17 protein-coding genes, 4 tRNA genes and 2 rRNA genes are annotated in these 22926 nt (G+C 43.2%); 6 read left to right on the forward strand and 17 right to left on the reverse strand.

Features of this window, described 5'->3' with window-relative positions; genetic code table 11:
* Window positions 1-72 precede the first annotated feature (72 nt).
* Entirely contained in the window at window positions 73-312 is a 240-nt protein-coding gene (locus tag TAO_RS07135) for a hypothetical protein (RefSeq protein ID WP_096527263.1), read from the forward strand.
* A gap of 440 nt (window positions 313-752) precedes the next feature.
* Window positions 753-1106: a hypothetical protein gene (locus TAO_RS07140; protein WP_096527264.1), complete on the forward strand. Its 354-nt coding sequence runs from the start codon at window positions 753-755 to the stop codon at window positions 1104-1106.
* 4 nt (window positions 1107-1110) lie between these two features.
* Here the strand turns inward: TAO_RS07140 and leuB are convergent, their stop codons facing one another.
* Both leuB and leuD read right to left on the reverse strand, forming a co-directional pair.
* Window positions 1111-2190: a 3-isopropylmalate dehydrogenase gene (gene leuB / locus TAO_RS07145; protein ID WP_096527265.1), complete on the reverse strand. Its 1080-nt coding sequence runs from the start codon at window positions 2188-2190 to the stop codon at window positions 1111-1113.
* 8 nt (window positions 2191-2198) lie between these two features.
* Window positions 2199-2843 carry a 3-isopropylmalate dehydratase small subunit gene (gene leuD, locus TAO_RS07150; protein ID WP_096527266.1) on the reverse strand — a complete coding sequence of 215 codons (645 nt, stop codon included), beginning with the start codon at window positions 2841-2843 and terminating at the stop codon, window positions 2199-2201.
* 219 nt (window positions 2844-3062) lie between these two features.
* On the opposite strand from leuD, the gene TAO_RS07155 reads away from it, so the two are divergent.
* A complete protein-coding gene (locus TAO_RS07155; protein WP_096527267.1) occupies window positions 3063-4349 on the forward strand; it encodes an MFS transporter in 1287 nt (428 codons plus the stop codon).
* Between the two features lie 129 nt (window positions 4350-4478).
* Here the strand turns inward: TAO_RS07155 and ygiD are convergent, their stop codons facing one another.
* Window positions 4479-5273: a 4,5-DOPA-extradiol-dioxygenase gene (gene ygiD / locus TAO_RS07160; RefSeq protein WP_197702531.1), complete on the reverse strand. Its 795-nt coding sequence runs from the start codon at window positions 5271-5273 to the stop codon at window positions 4479-4481.
* A gap of 215 nt (window positions 5274-5488) precedes the next feature.
* Window positions 5489-5565: transfer RNA gene (locus tag TAO_RS07165), tRNA-Arg, on the reverse strand.
* Between the two features lie 618 nt (window positions 5566-6183).
* Between TAO_RS07165 and TAO_RS07170 the strand changes: the two genes are divergently transcribed.
* Window positions 6184-7293: a fatty acid desaturase family protein gene (locus TAO_RS07170; protein ID WP_096527269.1), complete on the forward strand. Its 1110-nt coding sequence runs from the start codon at window positions 6184-6186 to the stop codon at window positions 7291-7293.
* Between the two features lie 32 nt (window positions 7294-7325).
* On the opposite strand, the gene TAO_RS07175 is transcribed toward TAO_RS07170, so the two are convergent.
* The 7 genes from TAO_RS07175 to pncC form a co-directional block, all read right to left on the reverse strand.
* A tRNA-Ser gene (locus TAO_RS07175) sits at window positions 7326-7418 on the reverse strand.
* Window positions 7419-7450: 32 nt separating this feature from the next.
* Window positions 7451-7708 (reverse strand): carbon storage regulator CsrA, encoded by a 258-nt coding sequence (gene csrA, locus TAO_RS07180; RefSeq protein WP_096527270.1) that lies wholly within the window; start codon window positions 7706-7708, stop codon window positions 7451-7453.
* Between the two features lie 211 nt (window positions 7709-7919).
* Window positions 7920-9161, reverse strand: coding sequence for an aspartate kinase (locus TAO_RS07185; RefSeq protein ID WP_096527271.1), 1242 nt, complete (start codon window positions 9159-9161; stop codon window positions 7920-7922).
* Between the two features lie 61 nt (window positions 9162-9222).
* Complete coding sequence (gene alaS / locus TAO_RS07190; RefSeq protein WP_096527272.1) at window positions 9223-11844, reverse strand: alanine--tRNA ligase; 2622 nt, start codon at window positions 11842-11844, stop codon at window positions 9223-9225.
* A gap of 24 nt (window positions 11845-11868) precedes the next feature.
* Complete coding sequence (locus TAO_RS07195; protein WP_096527273.1) at window positions 11869-12321, reverse strand: regulatory protein RecX; 453 nt, start codon at window positions 12319-12321, stop codon at window positions 11869-11871.
* Window positions 12322-12326: 5 nt separating this feature from the next.
* Window positions 12327-13355 carry a recombinase RecA gene (recA, locus tag TAO_RS07200; protein ID WP_096527274.1) on the reverse strand — a complete coding sequence of 343 codons (1029 nt, stop codon included), beginning with the start codon at window positions 13353-13355 and terminating at the stop codon, window positions 12327-12329.
* Window positions 13356-13505: 150 nt separating this feature from the next.
* On the reverse strand, window positions 13506-14000 hold the full coding sequence (gene pncC, locus TAO_RS07205) for a nicotinamide-nucleotide amidase (RefSeq protein ID WP_096527275.1): 495 nt from the start codon (window positions 13998-14000) through the stop codon (window positions 13506-13508).
* Between the two features lie 207 nt (window positions 14001-14207).
* Between pncC and mutS the strand changes: the two genes are divergently transcribed.
* On the forward strand, window positions 14208-16784 hold the full coding sequence (gene mutS, locus TAO_RS07210; protein ID WP_096527276.1) for a DNA mismatch repair protein MutS: 2577 nt from the start codon (window positions 14208-14210) through the stop codon (window positions 16782-16784).
* A gap of 5 nt (window positions 16785-16789) precedes the next feature.
* On the opposite strand, the gene tsaB is transcribed toward mutS, so the two are convergent.
* Window positions 16790-17482: a tRNA (adenosine(37)-N6)-threonylcarbamoyltransferase complex dimerization subunit type 1 TsaB gene (gene tsaB / locus TAO_RS07215; RefSeq protein WP_096527277.1), complete on the reverse strand. Its 693-nt coding sequence runs from the start codon at window positions 17480-17482 to the stop codon at window positions 16790-16792.
* A 68-nt stretch (window positions 17483-17550) separates the two neighbouring features.
* On the opposite strand from tsaB, the gene TAO_RS07220 reads away from it, so the two are divergent.
* Entirely contained in the window at window positions 17551-18219 is a 669-nt protein-coding gene (locus TAO_RS07220; RefSeq protein ID WP_096527278.1) for a rhomboid family intramembrane serine protease, read from the forward strand.
* Window positions 18220-18295: 76 nt separating this feature from the next.
* On the opposite strand, the gene TAO_RS07225 is transcribed toward TAO_RS07220, so the two are convergent.
* The 5 genes from TAO_RS07225 to TAO_RS07245 all read right to left on the reverse strand — a co-directional run bounded on the left by TAO_RS07225 (window position 18296) and on the right by TAO_RS07245 (window position 22887).
* Window positions 18296-19063, reverse strand: a complete 768-nt coding sequence (locus tag TAO_RS07225) for a class I SAM-dependent methyltransferase (RefSeq protein ID WP_231910618.1) — start codon at window positions 19061-19063, stop codon at window positions 18296-18298.
* Between the two features lie 351 nt (window positions 19064-19414).
* Window positions 19415-19529: ribosomal RNA gene (gene rrf / locus TAO_RS07230) — 5S ribosomal RNA — on the reverse strand.
* Between the two features lie 67 nt (window positions 19530-19596).
* Window positions 19597-22503 (reverse strand): 23S ribosomal RNA (locus TAO_RS07235).
* Window positions 22504-22692: 189 nt separating this feature from the next.
* Window positions 22693-22768: transfer RNA gene (locus TAO_RS07240), tRNA-Ala, on the reverse strand.
* Between the two features lie 42 nt (window positions 22769-22810).
* Window positions 22811-22887: transfer RNA gene (locus tag TAO_RS07245), tRNA-Ile, on the reverse strand.
* Window positions 22888-22926: the final 39 nt, after the last annotated feature.

Consider the following 22926-nt stretch of genomic DNA (forward strand, 5'->3'; position numbering starts at 1 on the left):
CCTATACCTCCCATATTAATATTACCTACTGAAGGCACTAATAGAGGTAGTAGTAACAATAGACCCTTTACCATGCAAGACCTTGTAGCCCCCTCTATGAGTGAACAAACAGCAGTACGTGCTGAGAATACAGTAAAGTCCTTATCTGATTTAAGTAGAGAGGCCAGTATTGCTAAGTTACCCACTGATGAAGCAAATGCTGCTAAGTCAATGTACTACATACCTAGTGGTGAGTTTGTAGGGGATGTAGCTAAAACTTATAAACAGAGCTTAGATTGGCTTGATAAAGACTTATCTGACAAAGAAATTTAAGAACAAGTTTAATCCAACTAGTTACCTACTTATCAAGTAACAAAGGGGCTAATATCCCTCATGAGCTAGCTACTCAGAAGTGACTGACTCAAAATATAGTTAACTACCTCTCAACGCAGCCCATGATGGATGGCTCTACAGGCGTTTTTTAGACTGGTTAGATCATTAAGCCCCTAGAGATCCGTCCCTATCTCGCCGTATTAGAAACCGTTACTACCCATCCCCCCTTTACCCACCCTGAAACCGGTCAACAAGATGAACAAGCAACCTTTCGTTTTGCTGATACCCAAATCGCACGCTTTGTTGAGAACCTTGAGCAGCATCATTTTTTTAAAGATGGATTACTCATTTTAATTAGCGATCAGCGGGCACTGACACCTTTACGCCCAGCTGAAGTCAAAGCCTTTGGAGCCGCTGCCCCAGCCCTACTACCGCTTATCATGTTGGGAGAACCATTTAATAACAATGAGCAAATTGCTACCGCTGTCCAAATGGCTGATATACCCGCCTCCTTGGACTACCTGCTCAGCGATCGTAGTTGCCAATACCAAGGGCGCGGTAACCTATTCACCCAACCCCCTCAGCCCCCACGCTGTATCCTCAGACCTCAGGGAGATCAGCGGGATATCATTGATGCCTACTGCGGTACCCAGCACGCCCAAATTCAGCTGGACGGCGATCATACGCGAGTCATCCAAGGCAGCCTCCCCGATGCCAAAGCAATTATTGAACAGATTAACTTTCAGCGGATTCAATCAGGCACTCAAAATATTGACTTTACGCATATTATGTAACCCTTCAATCTTTGAGCGCGGTGACAACCGCATCGCCCATCTCTTTGGTACTCACTCGTACCGTTCCCGGAGCGTAAATATCTGCCGTTCTAAGTCCTTGATCCAGCACTGTACCTACTGCCTTTTCGAGGCGTAAAGCATGATCTGGTTCATGGAGAGAATAGCGCAGCATCATGGCTACAGAGAGGATAGTCGCTAAAGGATTAGCCACTCCCTGACCTGCGATATCTGGCGCAGATCCATGAATGGGCTCGTACATTCCTTTTCCTTTTTCATCGAGGGAAGCCGAAGGCAACATCCCAATAGACCCAGTTAGCATCGCGGCACAATCCGAGAGAATATCTCCGAACATATTAGTAGTGAGAATTACATCAAACTGTTTTGGTGCCCGTACAAGCTGCATCGCCGCATTATCCACATACATATGGCTGAGCTTTACTTCAGGAAACTCTTTAGCTTCTTCAGCCACTACCTCGCGCCAAAGCTCACTGGCTTCAAGCACATTCGCTTTATCTATCGAGCAGACCCGACGGTTTCGTTTCATGGCAATAGTAAAGGCTACTCGAGCAATACGTCGAATTTCTGATTCTCGATAGACCAGCGTATTAAATCCTTCTCGCTCTCCCCCTTCCAGACACCGTATCCCGCGAGGTTGCCCAAAATAGATGCCCCCCGTAAGCTCGCGGACAATCATCAGATCAAGATCAGCCACCAGTTCTGGTTTAAGCGTAGATGCCTCAACAAGCTGAGGGTATAAAATCGCTGGACGCAAATTTGCAAACAACCCTAAAGCAGATCGAATACCTAGTAACCCTTTCTCAGGACGTAGGTGAATCTCCAAACCTTCCCATTTAGGCCCTCCTACTGCTCCCAATAAAATGGCATCAGCAGCTTGTGCTAAGGCAAGGGTTTGCTCCGGAAGGGGAGTCCCTGTAGCCTCATAAGCCGCCCCCCCGATAAGACCTGATTCTATGACTAAATCTAACGCCCATTGCACCTGCAACGCCTGAAGCACTTTAACTGCTTCAGCGGTAATTTCTGAGCCAATACCATCACCGGCTAAAACTACAATCCGTTTATTCATCTTAAATCCTATTTCTGCTCAAACAACCATGGAGCTTCGATACATCGGCGCTCCTCATAGGCGTGAATTTTATTCACATGTTGTAAAGTTAGGCCAATATCATCCAAGCCTTCTCTCAGGCAATATTTACGAAATTCATCCATCATAAAGGAGATTATTTTTCCCTCAGGCGTGGTTATTTCTTGAGCAGGAAGATCAACACATAGTTGGTAGCCAGATAGCGCCTCTACCTCCTGAAATAATGTATCAACAATAGACTCTGGCAAAGTAATCGGTAAGAGGCCATTTTTAAAGGTATTATTATAAAAAATATCGGCAAAACTTGGCGCTATCACTACTCGAAAACCATAATCTATTAACGCCCAAACTGCATGCTCCCGACTTGATCCGCAGCCAAAGTTATTTCTTGCGAGTAGAATGCTAGCATTCCGATAACGGGGCTGATTCAGCACAAATTGCGGATTGACAGGTCGATCGCAATGATCCTGCCCTAGCTCCCCATAGTCTAAATAACGCCATGAATCAAACAAGTTAGGGCCAAAACCAGTGCGCTTAATTGATTTTAAGAATTGTTTTGGGATAATAGCATCTGTATCCACATTAGTCCGATCAAGAGGGACTACCAAGCCTGTTACTACTGTAAACGGTTCCATAAAATACTCCTACAAAGAGCAAAGATTCTAAACTAACCTTACTACTGACGCATCCTCTAAAAACTTACTCACAATAAAGTCACCCGCTAATAAAATATAGCTTCTTTCATGATTGAAAATGGTAAAATATACGGGTTCATTTGGCAGAAAGATCCCTTAATAAAGGGTTTAATTTTTTGATAAAGAGGCCAATTTCTTCTCAGCTATCTATGTAAAATAATGAAAAAATCTACCTCCCCCTACTCTGCTTCTAAAGCAGCCCTAGTCTCATGGGCTTTATACGATTGGGCTAGCAGTGCCTTTGGTTCCATTATTACTACTTTTGTTTTTGCTGCTTATTTCACTCGACAAGTCGCTGAGAATGAAACTATAGGTACTGTCCAATGGGGCAATACCCTTGGGATTGCCGGAACTATCGTTGCTATTGGCGGGCCTATCCTAGGGGCAATTGCTGATCAGGCAGGACGGCGAAAACCGTGGATTATCGTTTTTACGTTATTATGTGTAGCCACCACAGGGTTATTATGGCTGGTAAAACCTACCCCTAGCTATACTTGGTTGGCTCTACTACTCGTGGGGCTAGGAACATTAGGTGTAGAATTTGCTTCTATCTTTTATAACGCCATGCTACCTGGATTATCTGGGCCAGAATATGTTGGCCGGTGGTCTGGCTGGGGTTGGGGTATTGGTTATGCGGGTAACATCATCTGCTCGATTATTGCCCTTCTAGTTTTTATCCAAAAGGGCAATCAATGGCTAGGACTTAATCCAGATGCTGCTGAACCTGTACGGGCTACATTTCTCCTAGTATCCATATGGTACTTATTTTTTGCCCTACCCTTATTTTTTATCACTCCAGATATCCAAGGTACAGGTAAATCCCTCCTCCAAGCTATCCGAGATGGAATGCAACAGCTTCACACCTCCATCCGCCAAATACGCCACTATAGCCCAATTGTTCGTTTTCTTATTGCCCGAATATTCTATATTGAAGGCTTAGCAACCCTCTTTACCTTTGGTGGAGTCTATGCTGCTGGAACCTTTCATATGGACGGGCAACATATTCTTATTTTTAGTATTACCCTTAATATAACGGCCGCTTTAGGTGCTTTTGTTTTTGCTTGGATAGATGATCGGATAGGCAGCAAACCCGTCATCTTGTTATCACTTATAGGTTTAATGATCTTCAGTATTGCTATTTTAACTACTGAAACTCTAACCCTATTTTGGGCATTTGGCCTTCTACTGGGGATATTTGTAGGCCCTGTCCAAGCGGCCAGCCGATCTTTTCTAGCTAAAATAGCTCCTGAGGCGCTGCGAAATGAAATGTTTGGCTTATTTGCCCTTTCCGGTAAGGTGACTTCCTTTCTTGGTCCGCTATTGGTAGGCTGGATCACTTACCTATCAAATAGCCAGCGAATAGGTATGGGAGTCATCATTATTTTTTTCTTTATTGGTTTTTTATGCATGCTGGCTGTTCCAAATTCTAATAAACAAAGCCTATAGCTATAGTCATGCTTTCATTCCATAAAACAGTAAACCTAAACCGCTCGCTCACCTTAGCGTAAGCGCTACCTATTTTTCTTGACTGTTGAAGGGATTCAGGAGTCTTGCTATGTAAAACTGCTGTAGCCTCTACAATACCCTCCCAATCATGACTGAAGTCATGGAGATTGAGCTTAAAACAGCATTATTGAAGAAACTAAGTGCCTCTCCTTCTTCTTGGAGCGCAATAGAATAGAGCAATGGTAAATAATGCTCCGGTGTAGGTACAGCTAACTTGGAATGAGATCCCAGCCCTTCATAAGCAATCAAACTTTCATGCTCACCTGCTAAAAGCCGCTGCTTAATCTCCTCATCCCACTGAAGCGCCCAATCAAATGGTGTTTGGTCGTAAAAACTGAACATACGGAGATTATGAACAATATTGCCGCTACCAATAATAAGAACATTCTCCTTACGTAGGGGAAGTAGCTTTTTTGCAAGATGGTAATGAAATGGGCTTGGCTGATTGGTATCCAAGCTTAATTGAACAACAGGGATATTCGCTTCTGGATACATCGCCATCAGAATGCTCCAAGCACCATGATCCAGCCCCCGACGGGTATCTGGCTGCACGCCCACCATTGAAAGCATTTCTACCACATGGGTAGCTAGATCTGGATCGCCAAGCGCAGGATATTGCGCCTCAAATAGCGCCTTAGGAAACCCATAGAAATCATGGATAGTCTCTGGTTTTTCAGTAGCAGTAATATAGATGCCATGCGTTTCCCAATGGGCAGATATACAGAGAATAGCCTTTGGCTTTGGTAGCTGATCTGCTATCTTCTTCCACGTATGGTGAAACACATTTTGTTCTATAGCATTCATTGGATTACCATGCCCGATAAAAAGTACAGGCATACGCTGCTGGGAATCTGAGGGTATCATCGACATTAGCTATTTCATCTTTGTCTTGCGAGTAGTATTGAGTTGAGCAGTTCCAGATCCTCAACCCTCTCCTTTGGCGGGTATAAATACACTCTTAAAAGAAAATATCCCTCTAGCTAGAAAGCGCCAGCTAGCCCAGTCTCAAGCTACCGCTGGAAAATAGTTGCCCATGAAGGGCAAAGATAAGAAATCTTTAAACACCAAGAGAGTAAAAATGGCGCGCCCGGAGAGATTCGAACTCCCGACCCCCTAGTTCGTAGCCAGGTACTCTATCCAACTGAGCCACGGGCGCACAAAGCAATAAGCTTAATTATGCGAAAATTAATGAAAAAGTTCAATACCCCACCCTTCCAATCAAGGAAGGTGATCTGTCCCAATTCCTTTCAAATCAGAGTATACAGTATAGTTACCAGCAGATCTTTCTTTTCTCCAATAAATCAAAACACTGCAATAAGGCGATTTAGAAAAGGAGCAATGAGCTATAAGAAATCTCTAAGGTGATAGATACGCGCTATCGTATACCTTCTTTTATTTCTCAAGGTAGCGACTCTGTACGAAACATTTCTATTCTTCATGCTGTATATATGATACTATGTTACCCGTCAGGGGTGATCACACAAACATGTATTGGTGTCGACGAGCATAAATTTAATATTAATAAGCAGTTCAAATCCAAGGGGTATTAAAAATGCTGCTGGAAGCCTGCAGTCATCGCCGCAACCATCTATGCGTGCTTGTACAGCTCGTCGAGCTATCTCAGCAGCAAAGCAGATTACTTGTTTAAGAAGCTATGAAACGAGAAGACACAGCAAAATAACACAAATTTGGCCTCGCATTAAATCCTATAATTAAGATGATTCTTAAAAGAAAAGCTTGAATAACTTTTTAAGTTAAGCGGAGGAGATCAACGATGAGCAAAAACATAGACATACCGATGGAAGGGCTAGAATCTGTAAAGCGTTCTCCTCGTAAAGGATATTCACCACCGCCAGAGCTTAAAAGTCAGCTTAGAGATCTCATGCAAACAAACCCATGGGCCAGTGCGACAGCATATGCAGTGGATTGGATTATCATTATGGGGGCAGCGGCGGTTTCATGGCGAGCGTTTTCTATATTTGGTATAGGTGTAACATCGCTATCTATATATCTGATAGCAGCATTAATAATTGCTTCGAGGCAAAAAGGCCTAGAGAATTTGATTCATGAGGCATCCCATTTCAATTTAAGTCGAAACCGTAAGATAAACGATACTATGTGTTACTGGGCAGGAGCGATGTGGCTCCATCCTGGGTTAACACTGGAAGACGAAAGAAAATCTCACGTTGAAGGCCACCATGCTTTTTTCTGGGATGTAGCACGTGACCCAAAATATCAAGGCCATAAAAGTATTGGGCTAGACCAGCTACCCCAAAAGACCATATGGGGTGTTATATGCGTACTCTCACGCGCTTTAGCACGCCTTTATCGATGGAAGCTATTTTCGATTATTAAGGGTGGCTCACTTCTAAAGACTGCTGGATCTCGCTACGAAACCGTACGCAGAGTCGTTGTCATTCTGATGGTTGTAATTCTTATCTATTCAGGTCTATTTATTCCTTTCATTCTTTATTTCTTTTTACCAGCAATTACGTTACTTCCAATAATCAGTTTTATAGCCCAAATGTCCGAGCATTCAGGGACGATTGGCTATACAGAATTCGATAAATCGAGGAATAAGCTTGGCTTTATACAAGAGCACTTCCTTCATCCGCATGGAGATGGATATCATATCGTACATCATCTATACCCAGGAATCCCTCACCATCAGCTACGACACGCTCACAATCTACTGATGAAAGATCTTGTTTACCAATCTGGAAATCATTGTTATGGGCTAGGGTTATTGCCTAGTAAGAAACGTAATGTGATTTCAGATTTAGTTCTCCCTAAAGGTGTACCCTCCTCTGAAAAGGTGGATAAAACTAATTCTTCAGCTGCTGAGCCCAAGAATCCAGACTCACGATTAGAAAATCTGGCATAAAAAGCAGAAGCAATTATATGCAATAGCGGTAATGGCGGAGAGAGAGGGATTCGAACCCTCGATGGAGCTATTAACCCCATACTCCCTTAGCAGGGGAGCGCCTTCAGCCTCTCGGCCATCTCTCCAGGAGGTTTAATATACGCTTAGTCTTAGTTAATTATCCATTTCCTCTAGGGATGACAGATGTAACTTGAGATTCTGATTCCATAATATCTGATTCGCTAATTTTTCTCTTGCCGCCGACTAACCCTTTCTCGCGTTGAATACGAGCATAAATCTCTTCCCTATGAACAGTGACTTCTTTAGGAGCTGTTACCCCAATACGTACCTGATTACCTTTCACGCCTAGCACTGTTACTGTAACCTGATCTCCAATCATAAGAGCTTCGCCAACGCGCCGAGTCAAAATTAGCATAAATTCCTTCTCCTCTTCTCAAAAATGGAGCTGTTATTCACAAATCCATGGTCCACCGTATCCATACTAAAATCACAAACTAAGTATATTATGTACTATCCCTCATTTCTCCTTAATAGAAATATTTTTTATCTGCCGCCCGTATTTTTACAACCTTTTTGAATTGTAATATATAACTGCGCAATTGAATAGCGTTTACAAGCATTCAGCTTTAATAGCTCAAGCCGTTCCCAGAACTATTTTTTTCTAATTCAAATACTGCATGCAATGTGCGTACACTAAGCTCTAGATATTTTTCATCTATAACAACTGAAATCTTTATTTCAGAAGTTGAAATCATTTGGATATTAATACCTTCTTGCGCCAATGTACGAAACATAGTACTTGCAATACCCGCATGAGAGCGCATACCCACGCCCACTACTGAAATTTTTGCAATTTTATTATCCCCTCTAACCTCACGGGCACCTAAAGTGCGAGATATTTCTTGCAAAATCTCAAAAGCCTTTTGATAATCAATACGATGAACAGTAAAAGTAAAGTCTGTTGTGCCATCTCGACCCACGTTCTGAATGATAATATCTACCTCAATATTAGCATCAGCAATAGGGCCAAGAATATGATAGGCAACCCCCGGCTTATCAGGTACGCCAAGTATTGTAAGCTTGGCTTCATCGCGACTAAAAGTAATTCCAGAAATTAGTGGATCTTCCATTCCCTCTGCCTCAGCTGTAATTAGGGTGCCCCCCTCACTTTCAAATGATGATAATACCCTCAAAGGTACATTATATTTACTAGCAAACTCAACTGAGCGAATTTGCAGCACTTTGGCACCAAGACTAGCTAGCTCTAGCATCTCCTCATAGGTTAAATAATCTAGCCGTCGAGCTTCAGGAACCACCCGTGGATCAGTAGTATAGACCCCATCTACATCCGTATAAATTTGACACTCATGGGCTTTTAGCGCTGCTGCTAACGCCACAGCAGTGGTATCCGATCCCCCCCTACCTAAAGTAGTAATATCCCCTTTTTCGTCCACCCCTTGGAATCCTGCCACTACCACGATCCTTCCAGATTCCAGATCATTGCAAATACGTTTAGAATCAATATTCTGAATACGCGCTTTATTATAAACGCTATCTGTACGAATATACACTTGGGTTCCAGTATAGGAACGGGCTGGTATACCTTGCTTTTCCAGCGCAATACTCAGTAAAGCAATGGTTACTTGTTCACCTGTGGCAAGTAAAACATCTAGCTCTCTAGGATTAGGCTGCGGATCGATCTCATGAGCCATAGCCAAAAGACGGTTGGTTTCACCACTCATGGCTGATACCACAACGACTAGATCATGTCCTTCATGCCGAAATGCAGCAACCTTCTGGGCAACTGCCTCAATACGTTCTAGAGATCCTACAGAAGTGCCGCCAAATTTTTGAACAATTAATCCCACTGTAATAGTAAATACTAGTTTATTAAATATTTTTGTTCTATCTAGCTAAGCTAGAATAAATTTATTTTTTTCTAGCACTTAGGCAGTTCCCCACCCAAGTTGGAACTGCTCTAAGCGCCTCATCTAGCTTACTTGGGTTCTTACCACCTGCTTGAGCCATATCAGGTCGCCCCCCTCCACAGCCATCAACCTGTTCAGCGACAAAATTCACTAAATCTCCAGCCTTAATATAATTAATAGTATTTTTAGTCACCCCGGCAATCAATATTACCTTATCTTCTACTACGCTTCCTAATATAATAACAGCAGTAGTTAACTTACTCTTAAGTTGATCAACTGTATCACGCAAAGTTTTAACATCAGCTCCTTCAATTTTAGCTGCCAAAACCTTAACACCGCAAATCTCTTGTGCTTGAGCGCTTAGATCTCCCCCCTCTACATTGGCCAGCTTAGCTCTAAGTAGCTGTAACTCTTTCTCTTGCTGTCGAGTTTGTTGTTGTAATTGCTCAATTCTATCAATCACTTTATCAGGCAGAGCTTTAAGTTTAGTTGCAATCGACCTTAAACAAATTTCATTCTCCTCAATCCATTGTAACGCCATCTCTCCCGTCACTGCTTCAATACGACGGATACCAGATGCAATACCGGCTTCACTAATTATCTTAAACAGACCAATATCACCTGTACGCCCAACATGAGTACCTCCACATAGCTCAGTAGAGAAATCCCCCATACGCAAAACACGTACCCACTCACCATATTTTTCTCCGAATAATGCTAGAATCCCGCTATTCAGAGCTTGCTGTAAAGGCATAATTTGTGTTTCTACTGATAAATTAGCTCTAATCTGGGCATTAACTAAACGCTCAATTTGATGTAACTGCTCTAACCGTATAGCTCCAAGATGAGAAAAATCAAACCGTAGATGAGCGGCATCCACTAAAGAGCCTTTCTGAAGTACTTGATCCCCCAATATTTTTCGCAATGCAGCGTGCAACAGATGGGTAGCAGAGTGATTACGCTTAGTTGGAATCCGATACTCTTCATTTACTTCAGCCTGGACAGAATCACCCAATTGAAGCTGACCCAAGCGAACCTTACCTATATGAATATGTACTGCTCCGTGCTTACGGGTATCGGAGATATTAAATAATCCATCTGATCCAAGCAATGTCCCCCGATCCCCTATTTGTCCGCCTGATTCCGCATAAAACGAGGTTTGATCTAAAATGACGATTCCCTGATCACCAGCACTCAGTCGCGTTACAGTCTCTGGAGTATCCGTTCCTCGAAATAAAGCTAGGACTTTACCTTCAATCTGTAAGCGCTCATAGCCGATAAATTGAGTCTCACCATCTAGCTGTAACTCAGATCCCCCTACTGCCTTAAAGCGGCTAGCAGCCCGAGCTTGTTCACGTTGCTTAGACATAGCGTGCTCAAACCCTTCTATGTCTATAGTAAGTCCATGTTCTCGGGCAATATCAGCTGTTAAATCTATTGGAAAGCCAAAAGTATCGTAAAGCCGAAATACCGTTTCTCCAAAGATCATAGAACCTGATAAATGAGCAATATCCTGCTCTAGAATCTTCAGCCCTTGATCCAAGGTCTCACTAAAGCGTTCTTCCTCCTGCTTCAATATCTGCTTTACCCGCTCTTGAGCTTGGAATAACTCTGGATAAGCAGCACCCATCTCTTCAACCAATGGTCGTACCAATCGGTAAAAAAAAGGCTCATGTAATCCCAATTTATGCCCATGCCTGATGGCGCGGCGAATAATCCGACGCAGCACATAACCACGCCCTTCATTAGAAGGCTGAACCCCATCCACAATTAAAAAAGCACAAGATCGGATATGATCAGCAATGACTCTTAAAGAAGCATTCCCACGGCTATGGCTTCCAGAAAGCTCAGTAATTGCTATAATTAATTTACGGAACAGATCAATATCATAATTATCGTGAACACCCTGCATTACCGCTGCCAATCGCTCTAAACCCATACCCGTATCTACGGAAGGTTTAGGTAAAGGGGAAAGATGGCCGTCTTTGTCTCGATCATACTGCATGAAGACCAGATTCCAAATTTCAATGTATCGATCCCCTTCTTGATCTAAACTTCCAGGTGAACCACCGGCAATATTAGGGCCATGATCATAAAAAATCTCAGAGCAAGGACCGCAGGGGCCCACATCTCCCATAGACCAGAAATTATCTTTAGCATCACAGCGGGAAAAATGTTTAGGATTAACCCCTACTTCCTTTAACCAAATATTAGCAGCCTCATGATCATCCTCAAAAACCGTGATCCATAATCTATCCGGGGGTAACGACAATACCTCTGTTAAAAATTCCCATGCATAATAAATAGCTTCACGCTTAAAATAATCCCCAAAGCTGAAATTACCTAACATCTCAAAAAAAGTATGATGGCGAGCAGTATAACCAACATTTTCTAAATCATTATGTTTACCCCCAGCGCGCATACAACGTTGGGCGCTAGTAGCACGATGATAGGATCGAGTTTCCCGGCCAAGAAAAACATCTTTAAACTGAACCATCCCAGCATTAGTGAACAGTAGTGTTGGATCATTAGTAGGTATTAACAGGCTGCTAGAAACAATCCGGTGATCTTGCTGGCAAAAATAATCGAGAAAAGTTTTTCGAATCTCAGCGCTGCTTTTCATAAATTTATTGTTTATCTGCGCTACTCAACGGTCTATCTCATTTAAGGCATAATTAATCTGATCTTGGGTAAATCCCCGGTATTGCAAGAAACGAATCTGCTGATTCCGTTCTTTAAGATTACTAGGAATTTTCTGCCCAAAACGTTTATTCCTCGCTTCTACTACCTGCCTGCCCCACTGCTCTTCTCGCTCCAAATAATAGGTAATTAGATCTTTACTTATTCCCCGCTCTTTAAGCTCAGCCATAATACGATAGGGACCGAAGCCACGATCTACTCGTGAACAAATATAGATCTCAGTAAAACGTTGATCGCTTTGTATATTATCTCGACAAAGATCTGTTAATACCGCTTTAATTGAATAAGGTTGATACCCTCTAGCCACTAACTTACGCTCTAACTCCCAAGCGGAGTGCTCCCTGCGAGCAAGCATTTCTAATATAAGATTCCTAATTATTAGTAGCTCGCCCTCATTCATAAAAATCAGGTTCCTACTTCCTCTGTTTCCACTAAGGCTGGTTTCTGAGGTAATAGCTTTTCCCGAATACTAGCTTCAATAAGCTTAGCTACATCTTTATTTTCTTTAAGATACTGACGCACATTATCTCGACCTTGGCCAATACGTTCACCTCTGTAGCTATACCAAGCGCCCGCCTTTTCGATAAGCTCCTCTTGGACACCTAGATCGATAATCTCGCCTTCATAAGAAACCCCTGCTCCATAGAAAATATCAAAAGAAGCCTGTTTAAAAGGTGGAGCTACTTTATTTTTAACCACCTTAACACGGGTTTCATTACCAATAATCTCCTCGCCTTTTTTTAATGCTCCCACGCGACGGATATCCAGACGTACTGAAGCATAAAATTTAAGCGCATTACCTCCGGTAGTTGTTTCTGGGCTGCCAAATACGACACCAATCTTCATCCGGATTTGGTTAATAAAAATCACCAATGTATTAGAACGTTTGATATTGGCGGTAAGTTTACGTAAAGCTTGGGACATCAACCGAGCTTGTAGACCCATATGAGAATCTCCCATTTCCCCCTCAATTTCTGCTTTAGGCGCTAAAGCAGCCACCGAATCTATCACCACGACATCCATTGCTCCTGAGCGCACCAGCATGTCAGCAATTTCTAACGCCTGCTCTCCCGTATCAGGCTGGGAAATAAGAAGATCATCTACATTAACTTCCAATCGCTTAGCATACTGGGGATCTAAAGCATGCTCAGCATCAACAAAAGCTGCTGTTCCACCTAACTTCTGCGCTTCTGCTACCACCTGCAAAGCCAAAGTAGTTTTACCTGAGGATTCTGGGCCAAAAATTTCAACAACACGACCTCTGGGTAATCCACCTATGCCAATGGCAATATCCAACCCCAAGGATCCCGTAGAAATTACATCGATCTCACGTATCGCGCTTGCATCACCAAGGCGCATTACAGCGCCTTTACCAAACTGCTTCTCAATTTGCGAGAGCGCAGCTCCTAGCGCCTTTTTCCGATTTTCGTCCATCCTCTGACCTCAATTAGGCAGTGTATAAAGCCTTTAATAATAAGAATTATCCCATATATCAGTGGGAATATCCTAGCGGGTATATCACTGTAATAATAATCTCATAAAAATCAATATAAAATTTAAACTCATTATATCGAAACTTTCGCCCTAAACTTTAAGCGATCCATTAAGGATACTTAACAATCCTTGTAAGGCACGTTCTACCGATTGCTGCCGTATAGCTTTACGATCTCCAGCAAAATATTCTTGAGCAGCCCACTCCTTTCCAGATCTCAGCGCCCAAGCGAACCAAATTGTCCCTACTGGTTTTGCTAAAGATCCACCTCCTGGCCCAGCAATACCACTAACTGCAACACTAATTCCTGCATGGCTACATGCTATAGCACCTTTTGCCATTTCCTTGACCGTTTCCTCACTTACCGCTCCAAAACAAGCTAGTGTTTCAGCTCTCACTTTTAGCACCTCCTGCTTAGCTTCATTACTATAAGTAACAAAGCCACGCTCAAACCAATATGAACTACCAGCAATATCCGTAATAGCCTCTGCTACCCAACCACCAGTACAAGATTCAGCTGTGACCACCATTAATCCAGATGCTCTTAAAGCCTCACCTAATTGCTGCGCTAGTATTTCTAATCTCATTACCGTAAATCTACCGTCTTCGGATTTAAGCTGCGATCTTTTCTCTAAATTTTCATACTACTTCAGGAATTCTTGCCATAAACTGACGTAGTTATGAAAATATAATTTTACCCTATTAGGATAGGCACTCTCTTGTATCTATCCAAAAAATTAAAAGGATTTTAAGCTTCAAATATCTATTAACCAGTCGCGATCCAAAAAGCCATAATGCCTGCTAATAACCCCCTAACACTGCATACGCCTATGATGCAGCAATATTTACGAATTAAAAACGAGCATTCTAATACCTTATTATTTTATCGTATGGGAGATTTTTATGAGTTGTTTTATGAAGATGCGCAACGTGCTTCTAAATTACTAGATATTACCCTAACAACCCGGGGGCAATCAGCAGGAAAACCTATTCCTATGGCAGGAATTCCTTATCACGCGCTAGATTCTTATCTAGCAAAGCTGATACGACAAGGAGAATCCGTAGCTATCTGCGAACAAATAGGTGATCCAGCTATAAGTAAAGGCCCCGTTGAACGCCAAGTAGTCCGAATCATTACTCCTGGAACAGTTACCGATGAAGCATTGATGGAAGCCCGGCGGGATAGTTTGCTTGCTGCCATTCATAGACAAGGGGGAATTATTGGATTTGCCGTATTAGATCTCAGTAGTGGGCGCTTTAGCATTTTAGAAGTAGATAATGAAACAGCCGCTGCTAGTGAGCTCGCCCGAATCCAGCCGGCAGAGCTTTTAGTCAGCGAAGAATTGGCATTTACCTTAATCGATCCTCAGCAACAAAGAAGCGCAATACGTACTTTACCTCCTTGGTATTTCAATACACAAACCTCCAAATCTCAGCTTTGTCAACAGTTTGGGACCCAAGATTTAAAAGGATTCGGTTGTGACGTACTAGACGTTGCTATTGCAGCTGCCGGATGTCTATTACAATATGTACGCGATACTCAACGTACTAGCACTCCCCATATCCAAACAATTCAAGTAGAACGACAAGACACTAGTATTATCCTTGATCCTACTACACGATCTAACCTAGAACTAGAAAAGAGCTTAAATGGTACCACAGATCATACCTTAATTTCAGTACTCGATCGTACTATAACTGCGATGGGAAGCCGCTTATTGCGACGCTGGCTACATCGACCTCTACGAGATCACGTTCTACTCAGGCAGCGCCAGCGAGCTATTACTACGCTTTTAGCGACCAATCTAGCTAATCCTCTTAAAAGTTTTTTCCAAGGTATTGGCGATATGGAACGGATTCTCTCTCGTATCGCATTACGTTCAGCCCGTCCACGGGATCTAGTTCAATTACGCCAAACCTTAAGCCTGTTACCGGAAATTCAAGCTTGCTTATTATCTTTAGATAGCCCGCTTCTCCAATTATTACATCGGCACCTAGGCCCATTTCCAGAAGTTTACCAACTGCTGCAGCAAGCTATCCGTGATCGTCCCGCTCAATTGATCCGAGATGGGGGAGTTATTGCCTCAGGTTTTGACTCTGCATTAGATGAATTACGGCAATTAAGTGAAAATACTGGGCTCTTTTTAGTAGAATTAGAACAACAAGAGCGCAAGCGTACTGGAATTTCCACTCTTAAAGTAAATTACAATAAAGTTCATGGTTATTATATTGAAATAACCCATGCTCAAGCTAATAAAGCCCCTAGCCATTATACTCGCCGCCAAACGCTAAAAGGGACTGAACGCTATATTACACCTGAGCTAAAAAGATTTGAAGATCAGCTATTAAGCGCTCGATCTCGAGCACTTATTCGGGAAAAAATACTCTATGAAAAACTACTTGATCAATTAGCAGATCCACTGCCCCTATTGCAGCGCTGCGCTAATGCTTTAGCGGAACTAGATGTCCTTAACAATTTAGCAGAGCGAGCTGAAACGCTAGCTTATGTAAAGCCTACATTAACCGATCAGCCAGGAATTTTTATTCAACAAGGCCGTCATCCAGTGGTTGAACAAACTCAAGATTCCCCTTTCATACCTAATGATCTCAGTCTTCATCAAGATCGGAGAGTCTTAATTATCACCGGCCCTAATATGGGAGGAAAATCTACCTATATGCGCCAAACGGCCTTAATTGTTCTATTAGCTCATATCGGAGGCTTTGTTCCAGCACAGCAGGCAATTATCGGCCCTATCGATCAGATCTTTACTCGTATTGGTGCCGCAGATGATCTTGCTGGAGGACGATCCACCTTTATGGTAGAAATGAGTGAAACTGCTAATATTCTCCACAACGCAACTCAAAACAGCTTAGTGTTGATCGATGAAATTGGTCGCGGTACCAGCACTTTCGATGGATTATCCTTAGCCTGGGCCGTCGCCTCTCACTTAGCATGTAAAATATGCGCTTTAACCTTATTCTCTACCCATTACTTTGAATTAACCACACTTCCTGATCATTTTCCTAATGCAGCTAATCTTCATCTCAGTGCAATTGAACATGAAGACCATATCGTTTTTCTCCATACAGTTAAGGATGGTCCGGCTAGCCAAAGCTATGGCCTCCAAGTTGCCGCATTAGCTGGTGTTCCTAAAGAAATCATTGCACAAGCACGACAGCAACTTGCAAAACTAGAGAATCACGCTCAAGAAAAATTAATTTATAATTATAAACTATTAGAAGAAGCAGCTATTGATCACCCTATAGTCCAAGTAATACAACACCTAGAGCCAGATGATCTTAGCCCCCGAGAAGCCTTACAAATACTTTATAAGCTAAAACAATTATTAGTTTCAGCAGTAATAGACTAAAACTATTACACCAATACGGGCACCGAGGTTTTTATCGCTACATCATTACGCAGATAAATAGGCAATGCATCCTCTGCTACTACTGCCTCGCCTCGAGCAAAGGCCGCTACTCCAAGCTGAGCTGTTGCGCTAGCACGAGGGTAATGTTCTGCTTCCCATCCATTATTATTATTAACAGCTCTACCCAAGCGTGCACGCAGTTTATCTCCATAAACTCCCCAACCTGTACCCACTCCTAGCCAATTTCTATCTTTTACTAAGGGTACCATTTGTGGAATACAAACACATTCGACGCCATTCAAGGTAACTAAACCATTTTCTACTCGCTCATAAACACCCCAGTAAACTTCATTCATCCGGGCATCAATAGCAACTAAAGATTTCCTTGCTCCGCTAGCTTGTGCTAAAGATGCTAAAGAGGAAATAGGTATCACAGGAAGATCATGAGCAAAAGCAATTCCTTGTGCCACCCCCGCACCAATCCGTACCCCAGTAAAAGATCCAGGCCCGCGCCCAAATGCTAGAGCATCAATGGTATTTAGAGAAACTCCCCCTTCAGCTAGTATAGCCTCTAGCATATTTAAAATTAGATTGGCATGTCCTTGAGGATTTACCGTAAAACGCTCATAGACTTGACCAGCTATCAAAAGTGCTGCAGAACAAGCTTCCGTTGAGGTATCTAGGGCTAACAGTTTCATATAGGATAAGCTAACTTAGTTTTCTTAAAAATTTAGATCATAGTATTTTAACTATATAATCCGCCATAATGATTCCTGTTATAAACCCTAACCCAACTACACTTCAGCCTGTAGTTACTATTGGTATCATAATTATTTGTGTATTTATTTTCTTATGGGAAATTTCATTAGATCCTAAAGAAATAACACGAGCTATATATTACTTTTCAATTACCCCAGCGCTCTTTCTACACCGAATAAATCTAGCAATCCATAGCCCTATTCCCATTGAGCTTACCCTGATTACTTCAATGTTCTTTCACGCAAACTGGCTACATTTAGCAGGTAATCTTTTATTTTTTTGGATCTTTGGAAAAACTATCGAAGACGCCATGGGTCATATTCGCTTTATCCTCTTTTATTTACTTTGCGGAAGTATCGCTACCATGTCATATATCCTAATCTACCCTACTTCTTATACTCCTGTAATAGGAGCGAGCGGAGCTATCTCTGCAGTATTAGGGGCTTATTTTCGATTATTTCCTAGATCTAAGATTATTGTTTTTTATCTACATGGCATTTATCCAAGCCTCACTCAAGTACCCGCAGGATTAGTACTAATTATCTGGTATGGGCTACAGCTTTTATACCCCATATTTGTAGGTACTGATCAAGAAACCGTTACTTGGGAAATCCATTTAAGTGGATTTGCTGCAGGTATGTTATTAGTACCATTATTTCACCGTACAATAAAATAATCTTATTCTCTATCAACAAGCTAGCTCTAGCTTGTATAGCATCCTTTTTTTATTTTGTTAAATAATTTTAATTGATTTATTGAGAGGCCGCTATCTTAACAAGAGGCTGGTTTATAATCTCCTCGGAAAATCGTTTATTGTTTCGCGCTCGCACTAATTTCCAATAACCAAATAGGTTTGTGGAAGTAATATCAATAACTTCTAAGCTAGTTTCCTTTACAAAAGATTCTAAGCAAAGATCCGGATGGAATCCAAGAAATCTTGAAAGTGGCGTGAGTAAGCGCTCAACTGTAGCAAGTGCAGGGTTAACACTTTGAAAATGATTCAAAATAAAAAGCTCACCATTAGGTTTACATACACGTTTTAACTCATTAACTAGCCTCTCTGGATGAGGCACCACAGAAGCTACATAAGTAGCCGCTACTTTATCAAAGTAATTATCAGGAAAATCCATGCACTCGGCGTTCATTACCCGGAGCTCAATGACGTTATCTAGCCCTAAATTTTCCTTCCTAGCACGAGCCTGTTCAAGCATTTCTGGCGAGATATCAATTCCAATTATCTGCACATCACGAGGGTACAAGGGTAAAGATAAGCCTGTTCCAACACCAACTTCAAGGATTATCTCACCTGATCTGCAGTTTAATCGTTCAATACTTTCTTTACGCCCTCGCTGCATTACTGGCCCAAACCAAGTATCATAAAGACTCGCATAACGCTTATAAGCTTTTCTTACTGCGTCGATGTCTAGACGAGAATGCTGTTTCTTTTTACCCTCAAAAACCATATTATTTTGATTAATATTATTTTTAAGCTGTTCTAATTCGTTAGTTTTCTTGTTCACAGAGATCTATAACCTCTTTTATATTTTATTAGAAACTAATTTTCTCTAAATATAAACTATTGAATATTACGCTTATCCATCTTAATTATTTTTAATACTACAATTAATTAAAAATTATAATAAATTTCCCATGACTGACATCACAAATCAAGTATAGTTTATCTTAGCAATAAGATCTCAATTAAATTTTTACTATTAAGGGGGGATTGCTGGTTGGGGGTAATTGATTGATAGGAAGGGAGAGATTTCATAGATGAACTGGGATTGAATTAAGGAGTAGTGATTAGTTAGACATGGACAAAATAAAAAGCCCTCCTGATACTTGAACAGGAGGGCCAACAAATAACAAATGCCTGGCAGTGACCTACTTTCACATGGGTATCCCCACACTATCATCGGCGCTGAGTAGTTTCACTTCCAAGTTCGGAATGGGATTGGGTGGGACCTACTCGCTATGGCTACCAAGCAAAAACTGATATAAGAAATATTTCTAAAGCAACTATGCATATCTACCTAACTTGCTTGGGTGTTATATGGTCAAGACTCACGGGCTATTAGTACGGGTTAGCTTCACACATTACTGCGCTTCCACACCCCGCCTATCAACGTTGTCGTCTCCAACGACCCTTTAGGAACCTTATAGGCTCAGGGAGATCTCATCTTGAGGAGGGCTTCCCGCTTAGATGCTTTCAGCGGTTATCCCGTCCGGACATAGCTACCCGGCAATGCCACTGGCGTGACAACCGGAACACCAGAGGTCCGTCCACTCCGGTCCTCTCGTACTAGGAGCAGCCCCTCTCAAATCTCCAACGCCTACGGCAGATAGGGACCGAACTGTCTCACGACGTTCTAAACCCAGCTCGCGTACCACTTTAAATGGCGAACAGCCATACCCTTGGGACCGGCTACAGCCCCAGGATGTGATGAGCCGACATCGAGGTGCCAAACACCGCCGTCGATATGAACTCTTGGGCGGTATCAGCCTGTTATCCCCGGAGTACCTTTTATCCGTTGAGCGATGGCCCTTCCACAAAGAACCACCGGATCACTAAGACCGTCTTTCGACCCTGCTCGACCTGTCCGTCTCGCAGTCAAGCACCCTTTTGCCTTTGCACGCAACACGCGATTTCCGACCGCGCTGAGGGTACCTTCGCGCTCCTCCGTTACCCTTTAGGAGGAGACCGCCCCAGTCAAACTACCCACCATGCACTGTCCCCGACCCGGATAACGGATCTAGGTTAGAATTCCAAATGTACTAGGGTGGTATTTCAAGGTCGGCTCCACCGAAACTGGCGTCCCGGCTTCATCACCTCCCACCTATCCTACACAAGCAGATTCAAAATCCAGTGCAAAGCTATAGTAAAGGTTCACGGGGTCTTTCCGTCTTGCCGCAGGTACACTGCATCTTCACAGCCAATTCAATTTCACTGAGTCTCGGGTGGAGACAGTGTGGCCATCGTTACGCCATTCGTGCAGGTCGGAACTTACCCGACAAGGAATTTCGCTACCTTAGGACCGTTATAGTTACGGCCGCCGTTTACCGGGGCTTCGATCAAGAGCTTCACCTTACGGCTGACCCCATCAATTAACCTTCCGGCACCGGGCAGGCGTCACACCCTATACTTCCTCTTACGAGTTTGCAGAGTGCTGTGTTTTTAATAAACAGTCGCAGCCACCTGGTCACTGCAACCTCTATCGGCTCCAAGCGCAAGGCTCTTCACCTACCAGAGGCACACCTTCTCCCGAAGTTACGGTGCCAATTTGCTGAGTTCCTTCACCCGAGTTCTCTCAAGCGCCTTAGGATTCTCACCCTACCCACCTGTGTCGGTTTAGAGTACGGTCTCACATAACCTGATGCTTAGAGGTTTTTCTTGGAAGCTGGGCATCAACTACTTCACCCTCTAAAAGAGGGCTCGTCATCACGTCTCAGAATAGGTGCTCCCGGATTTACCTAAGAGCACTTCCTACTTGCTTAAACCAGGACTTCCAACACCCGGCTAGCCTAGCCTTCTCCGTCACCCCATCGCAGTTATGTCAGGTACCGGAATATTAACCGGTTTCCCATCGACTACGCCTCTCGGCCTCGCCTTAGGAGCCGACTCACCCTGCGTCGATTAACGTTGCGCAGGAACCCTTGGGTTTTCGGCGAGGGGGCCTCTCACCCCCTTTATCGTTACTCATGTCAGCATTCGCACTTCCGATACCTCCAGCATACCTCTCGGTACACCTTCAACAGCCTACGGAACGCTCCCCTACCGCACAAACTTCCCTTAGAAAGCTTGTACCCGCAGCTTCGGTATATTGCTTTAGCCCCGTTACATCTTCCGCGCAGGCCGACTCGACCAGTGAGCTATTACGCTTTCTTTAAAGGATGGCTGCTTCTAAGCCAACCTCCTGGCTGTTTCTGCCTTCCCACATCGTTTCCCACTAAGCAATAATTTAGGGACCTTAGCTGACGGTCTGGGCTGTTTCCCTTTCCACGACGAACCTTATCACCCGCCGTGTGTCTCCCATAATTACACTTCTCGGTATTCGAAGTTTGCCTCGATTTGGTAAGACTAGACGCCCCCCTAGTCGAAACAGTGCTCTACCCCCAAGAGTGATATATGAGGCACTACCTAAATAGTTTTCGGGGAGAACCAGCTATCTCCGAGCTTGATTAGCCTTTCACTCCTAACCACAACTCATCCCCTAACTTTTCAACGTTAGTGGGTTCGGGCCTCCAGTAGGAACTACCCTACCTTCACCCTGGCCATGGCTAGATCGCCCGGTTTCGGGTCTACTCACAGCGACTAATTCGCCCTATTCAGACTCGGTTTCCCTTCGGCTCCCCTAACGGTTAACCTCGCCACTGAAAGTAACTCGCTGACCCATTATACAAAAGGTACGCAGTCACATCTTAAAAGATGCTCCCACTGCTTGTACGCATACGGTTTCAGATTCTATTTCACTCCCCTTTACGGGGTTCTTTTCACCTTTCCCTCACGGTACTCGTTCACTATCGGTCGGTAGGTAGTATTTAGCCTTGGAGGGTGGGCCCCCCTTCTTCAGACAGGATAACACGTGTCCCGCCCTACTCAACATTCATCAACAAAACTCTTTCGTGTACCGGGCTATCACCGTCTATGGCCAAACTTTCCAGATTGCTCCACTAGCACTTTGTTGACTTTTAGGCTAACCCCCGTTCGCTCGCCACTACTAAGGGAATCTCGGTTGATTTCTTTTCCTCTAGGTACTTAGATGGTTCAGTTCCCTAGGTTCGCTTTAGCATCCTATGTATTCAGATGCTAATGACTGCCTTTTGACAGTCAGGTTTCCCCATTCGGATACCTCCGGATCAACGCTCGCTTGTCAGCTCCCCGAAGCTTTTCGCAGACTACCACGTCCTTCTTCGCCTCCTACCGCCAAGGCATCCACCGTATGCGCTTATTCACTTGACCATATAACCCCAAACAACCTAGGTCATATCATCCTATGCATATGCATATCTCTACTATGCCTTATAATCAGTTTTCCATATTTTTAAAGAGCTTAGACTTACACAGCCTTAAGCAGATATTAACCCTGCCTAGGATACTATCAGAAACAAAATATCATTGCCACTATAACCTTACATTAAATTAACAACTTGGTGGAGCCAGGCGGGATCGAACCGCCGACCCCCTGCTTGCAAAGCAGGTGCTCTCCCATCTGAGCTATGACCCCTTTTAGGCGTAATTAGCACTCCCTGCTTAATCTAATTATATCTGGTGGGTCTGGGTGGAATCGAACCACCGACCTCACCCTTATCAGGGGTGCGCTCTAACCAGCTGAGCTACAGACCCGATTTTACTTTGGCCTAAAGAAGTAATTTTTAAAAATAT

The sequence above is a fragment of the Candidatus Nitrosoglobus terrae genome (genome assembly GCF_002356115.1).
GTDB lineage: Bacteria > Pseudomonadota > Gammaproteobacteria > Nitrosococcales > Nitrosococcaceae > Nitrosoglobus > Nitrosoglobus terrae.

What these genes read in the sequence shown, in the direction of transcription:
- TAO_RS07135 (WP_096527263.1), top strand. Translation starts at nt 73, where the DNA reads ATGCAAGACCTTGTAGCCCCCTCTATGAGTGAACAAACAGCAGTACGT.
- TAO_RS07140 (WP_096527264.1), top strand. Translation starts at nt 753, where the DNA reads ATGTTGGGAGAACCATTTAATAACAATGAGCAAATTGCTACCGCTGTC.
- leuB (WP_096527265.1), bottom strand. Translation starts at nt 2,190, where the DNA reads ATGAATAAACGGATTGTAGTTTTAGCCGGTGATGGTATTGGCTCAGAA.
- leuD (WP_096527266.1), bottom strand. Translation starts at nt 2,843, where the DNA reads ATGGAACCGTTTACAGTAGTAACAGGCTTGGTAGTCCCTCTTGATCGG.
- TAO_RS07155 (WP_096527267.1), top strand. Translation starts at nt 3,063, where the DNA reads ATGAAAAAATCTACCTCCCCCTACTCTGCTTCTAAAGCAGCCCTAGTC.
- ygiD (WP_197702531.1), bottom strand. Translation starts at nt 5,273, where the DNA reads ATGATACCCTCAGATTCCCAGCAGCGTATGCCTGTACTTTTTATCGGG.
- TAO_RS07170 (WP_096527269.1), top strand. Translation starts at nt 6,184, where the DNA reads ATGAGCAAAAACATAGACATACCGATGGAAGGGCTAGAATCTGTAAAG.
- csrA (WP_096527270.1), bottom strand. Translation starts at nt 7,708, where the DNA reads ATGCTAATTTTGACTCGGCGCGTTGGCGAAGCTCTTATGATTGGAGAT.
- alaS (WP_096527272.1), bottom strand. Translation starts at nt 11,844, where the DNA reads ATGAAAAGCAGCGCTGAGATTCGAAAAACTTTTCTCGATTATTTTTGC.
- TAO_RS07195 (WP_096527273.1), bottom strand. Translation starts at nt 12,321, where the DNA reads ATGAATGAGGGCGAGCTACTAATAATTAGGAATCTTATATTAGAAATG.
- recA (WP_096527274.1), bottom strand. Translation starts at nt 13,355, where the DNA reads ATGGACGAAAATCGGAAAAAGGCGCTAGGAGCTGCGCTCTCGCAAATT.
- pncC (WP_096527275.1), bottom strand. Translation starts at nt 14,000, where the DNA reads ATGAGATTAGAAATACTAGCGCAGCAATTAGGTGAGGCTTTAAGAGCA.
- mutS (WP_096527276.1), top strand. Translation starts at nt 14,208, where the DNA reads ATGCCTGCTAATAACCCCCTAACACTGCATACGCCTATGATGCAGCAA.
- tsaB (WP_096527277.1), bottom strand. Translation starts at nt 17,482, where the DNA reads ATGAAACTGTTAGCCCTAGATACCTCAACGGAAGCTTGTTCTGCAGCA.
- TAO_RS07220 (WP_096527278.1), top strand. Translation starts at nt 17,551, where the DNA reads ATGATTCCTGTTATAAACCCTAACCCAACTACACTTCAGCCTGTAGTT.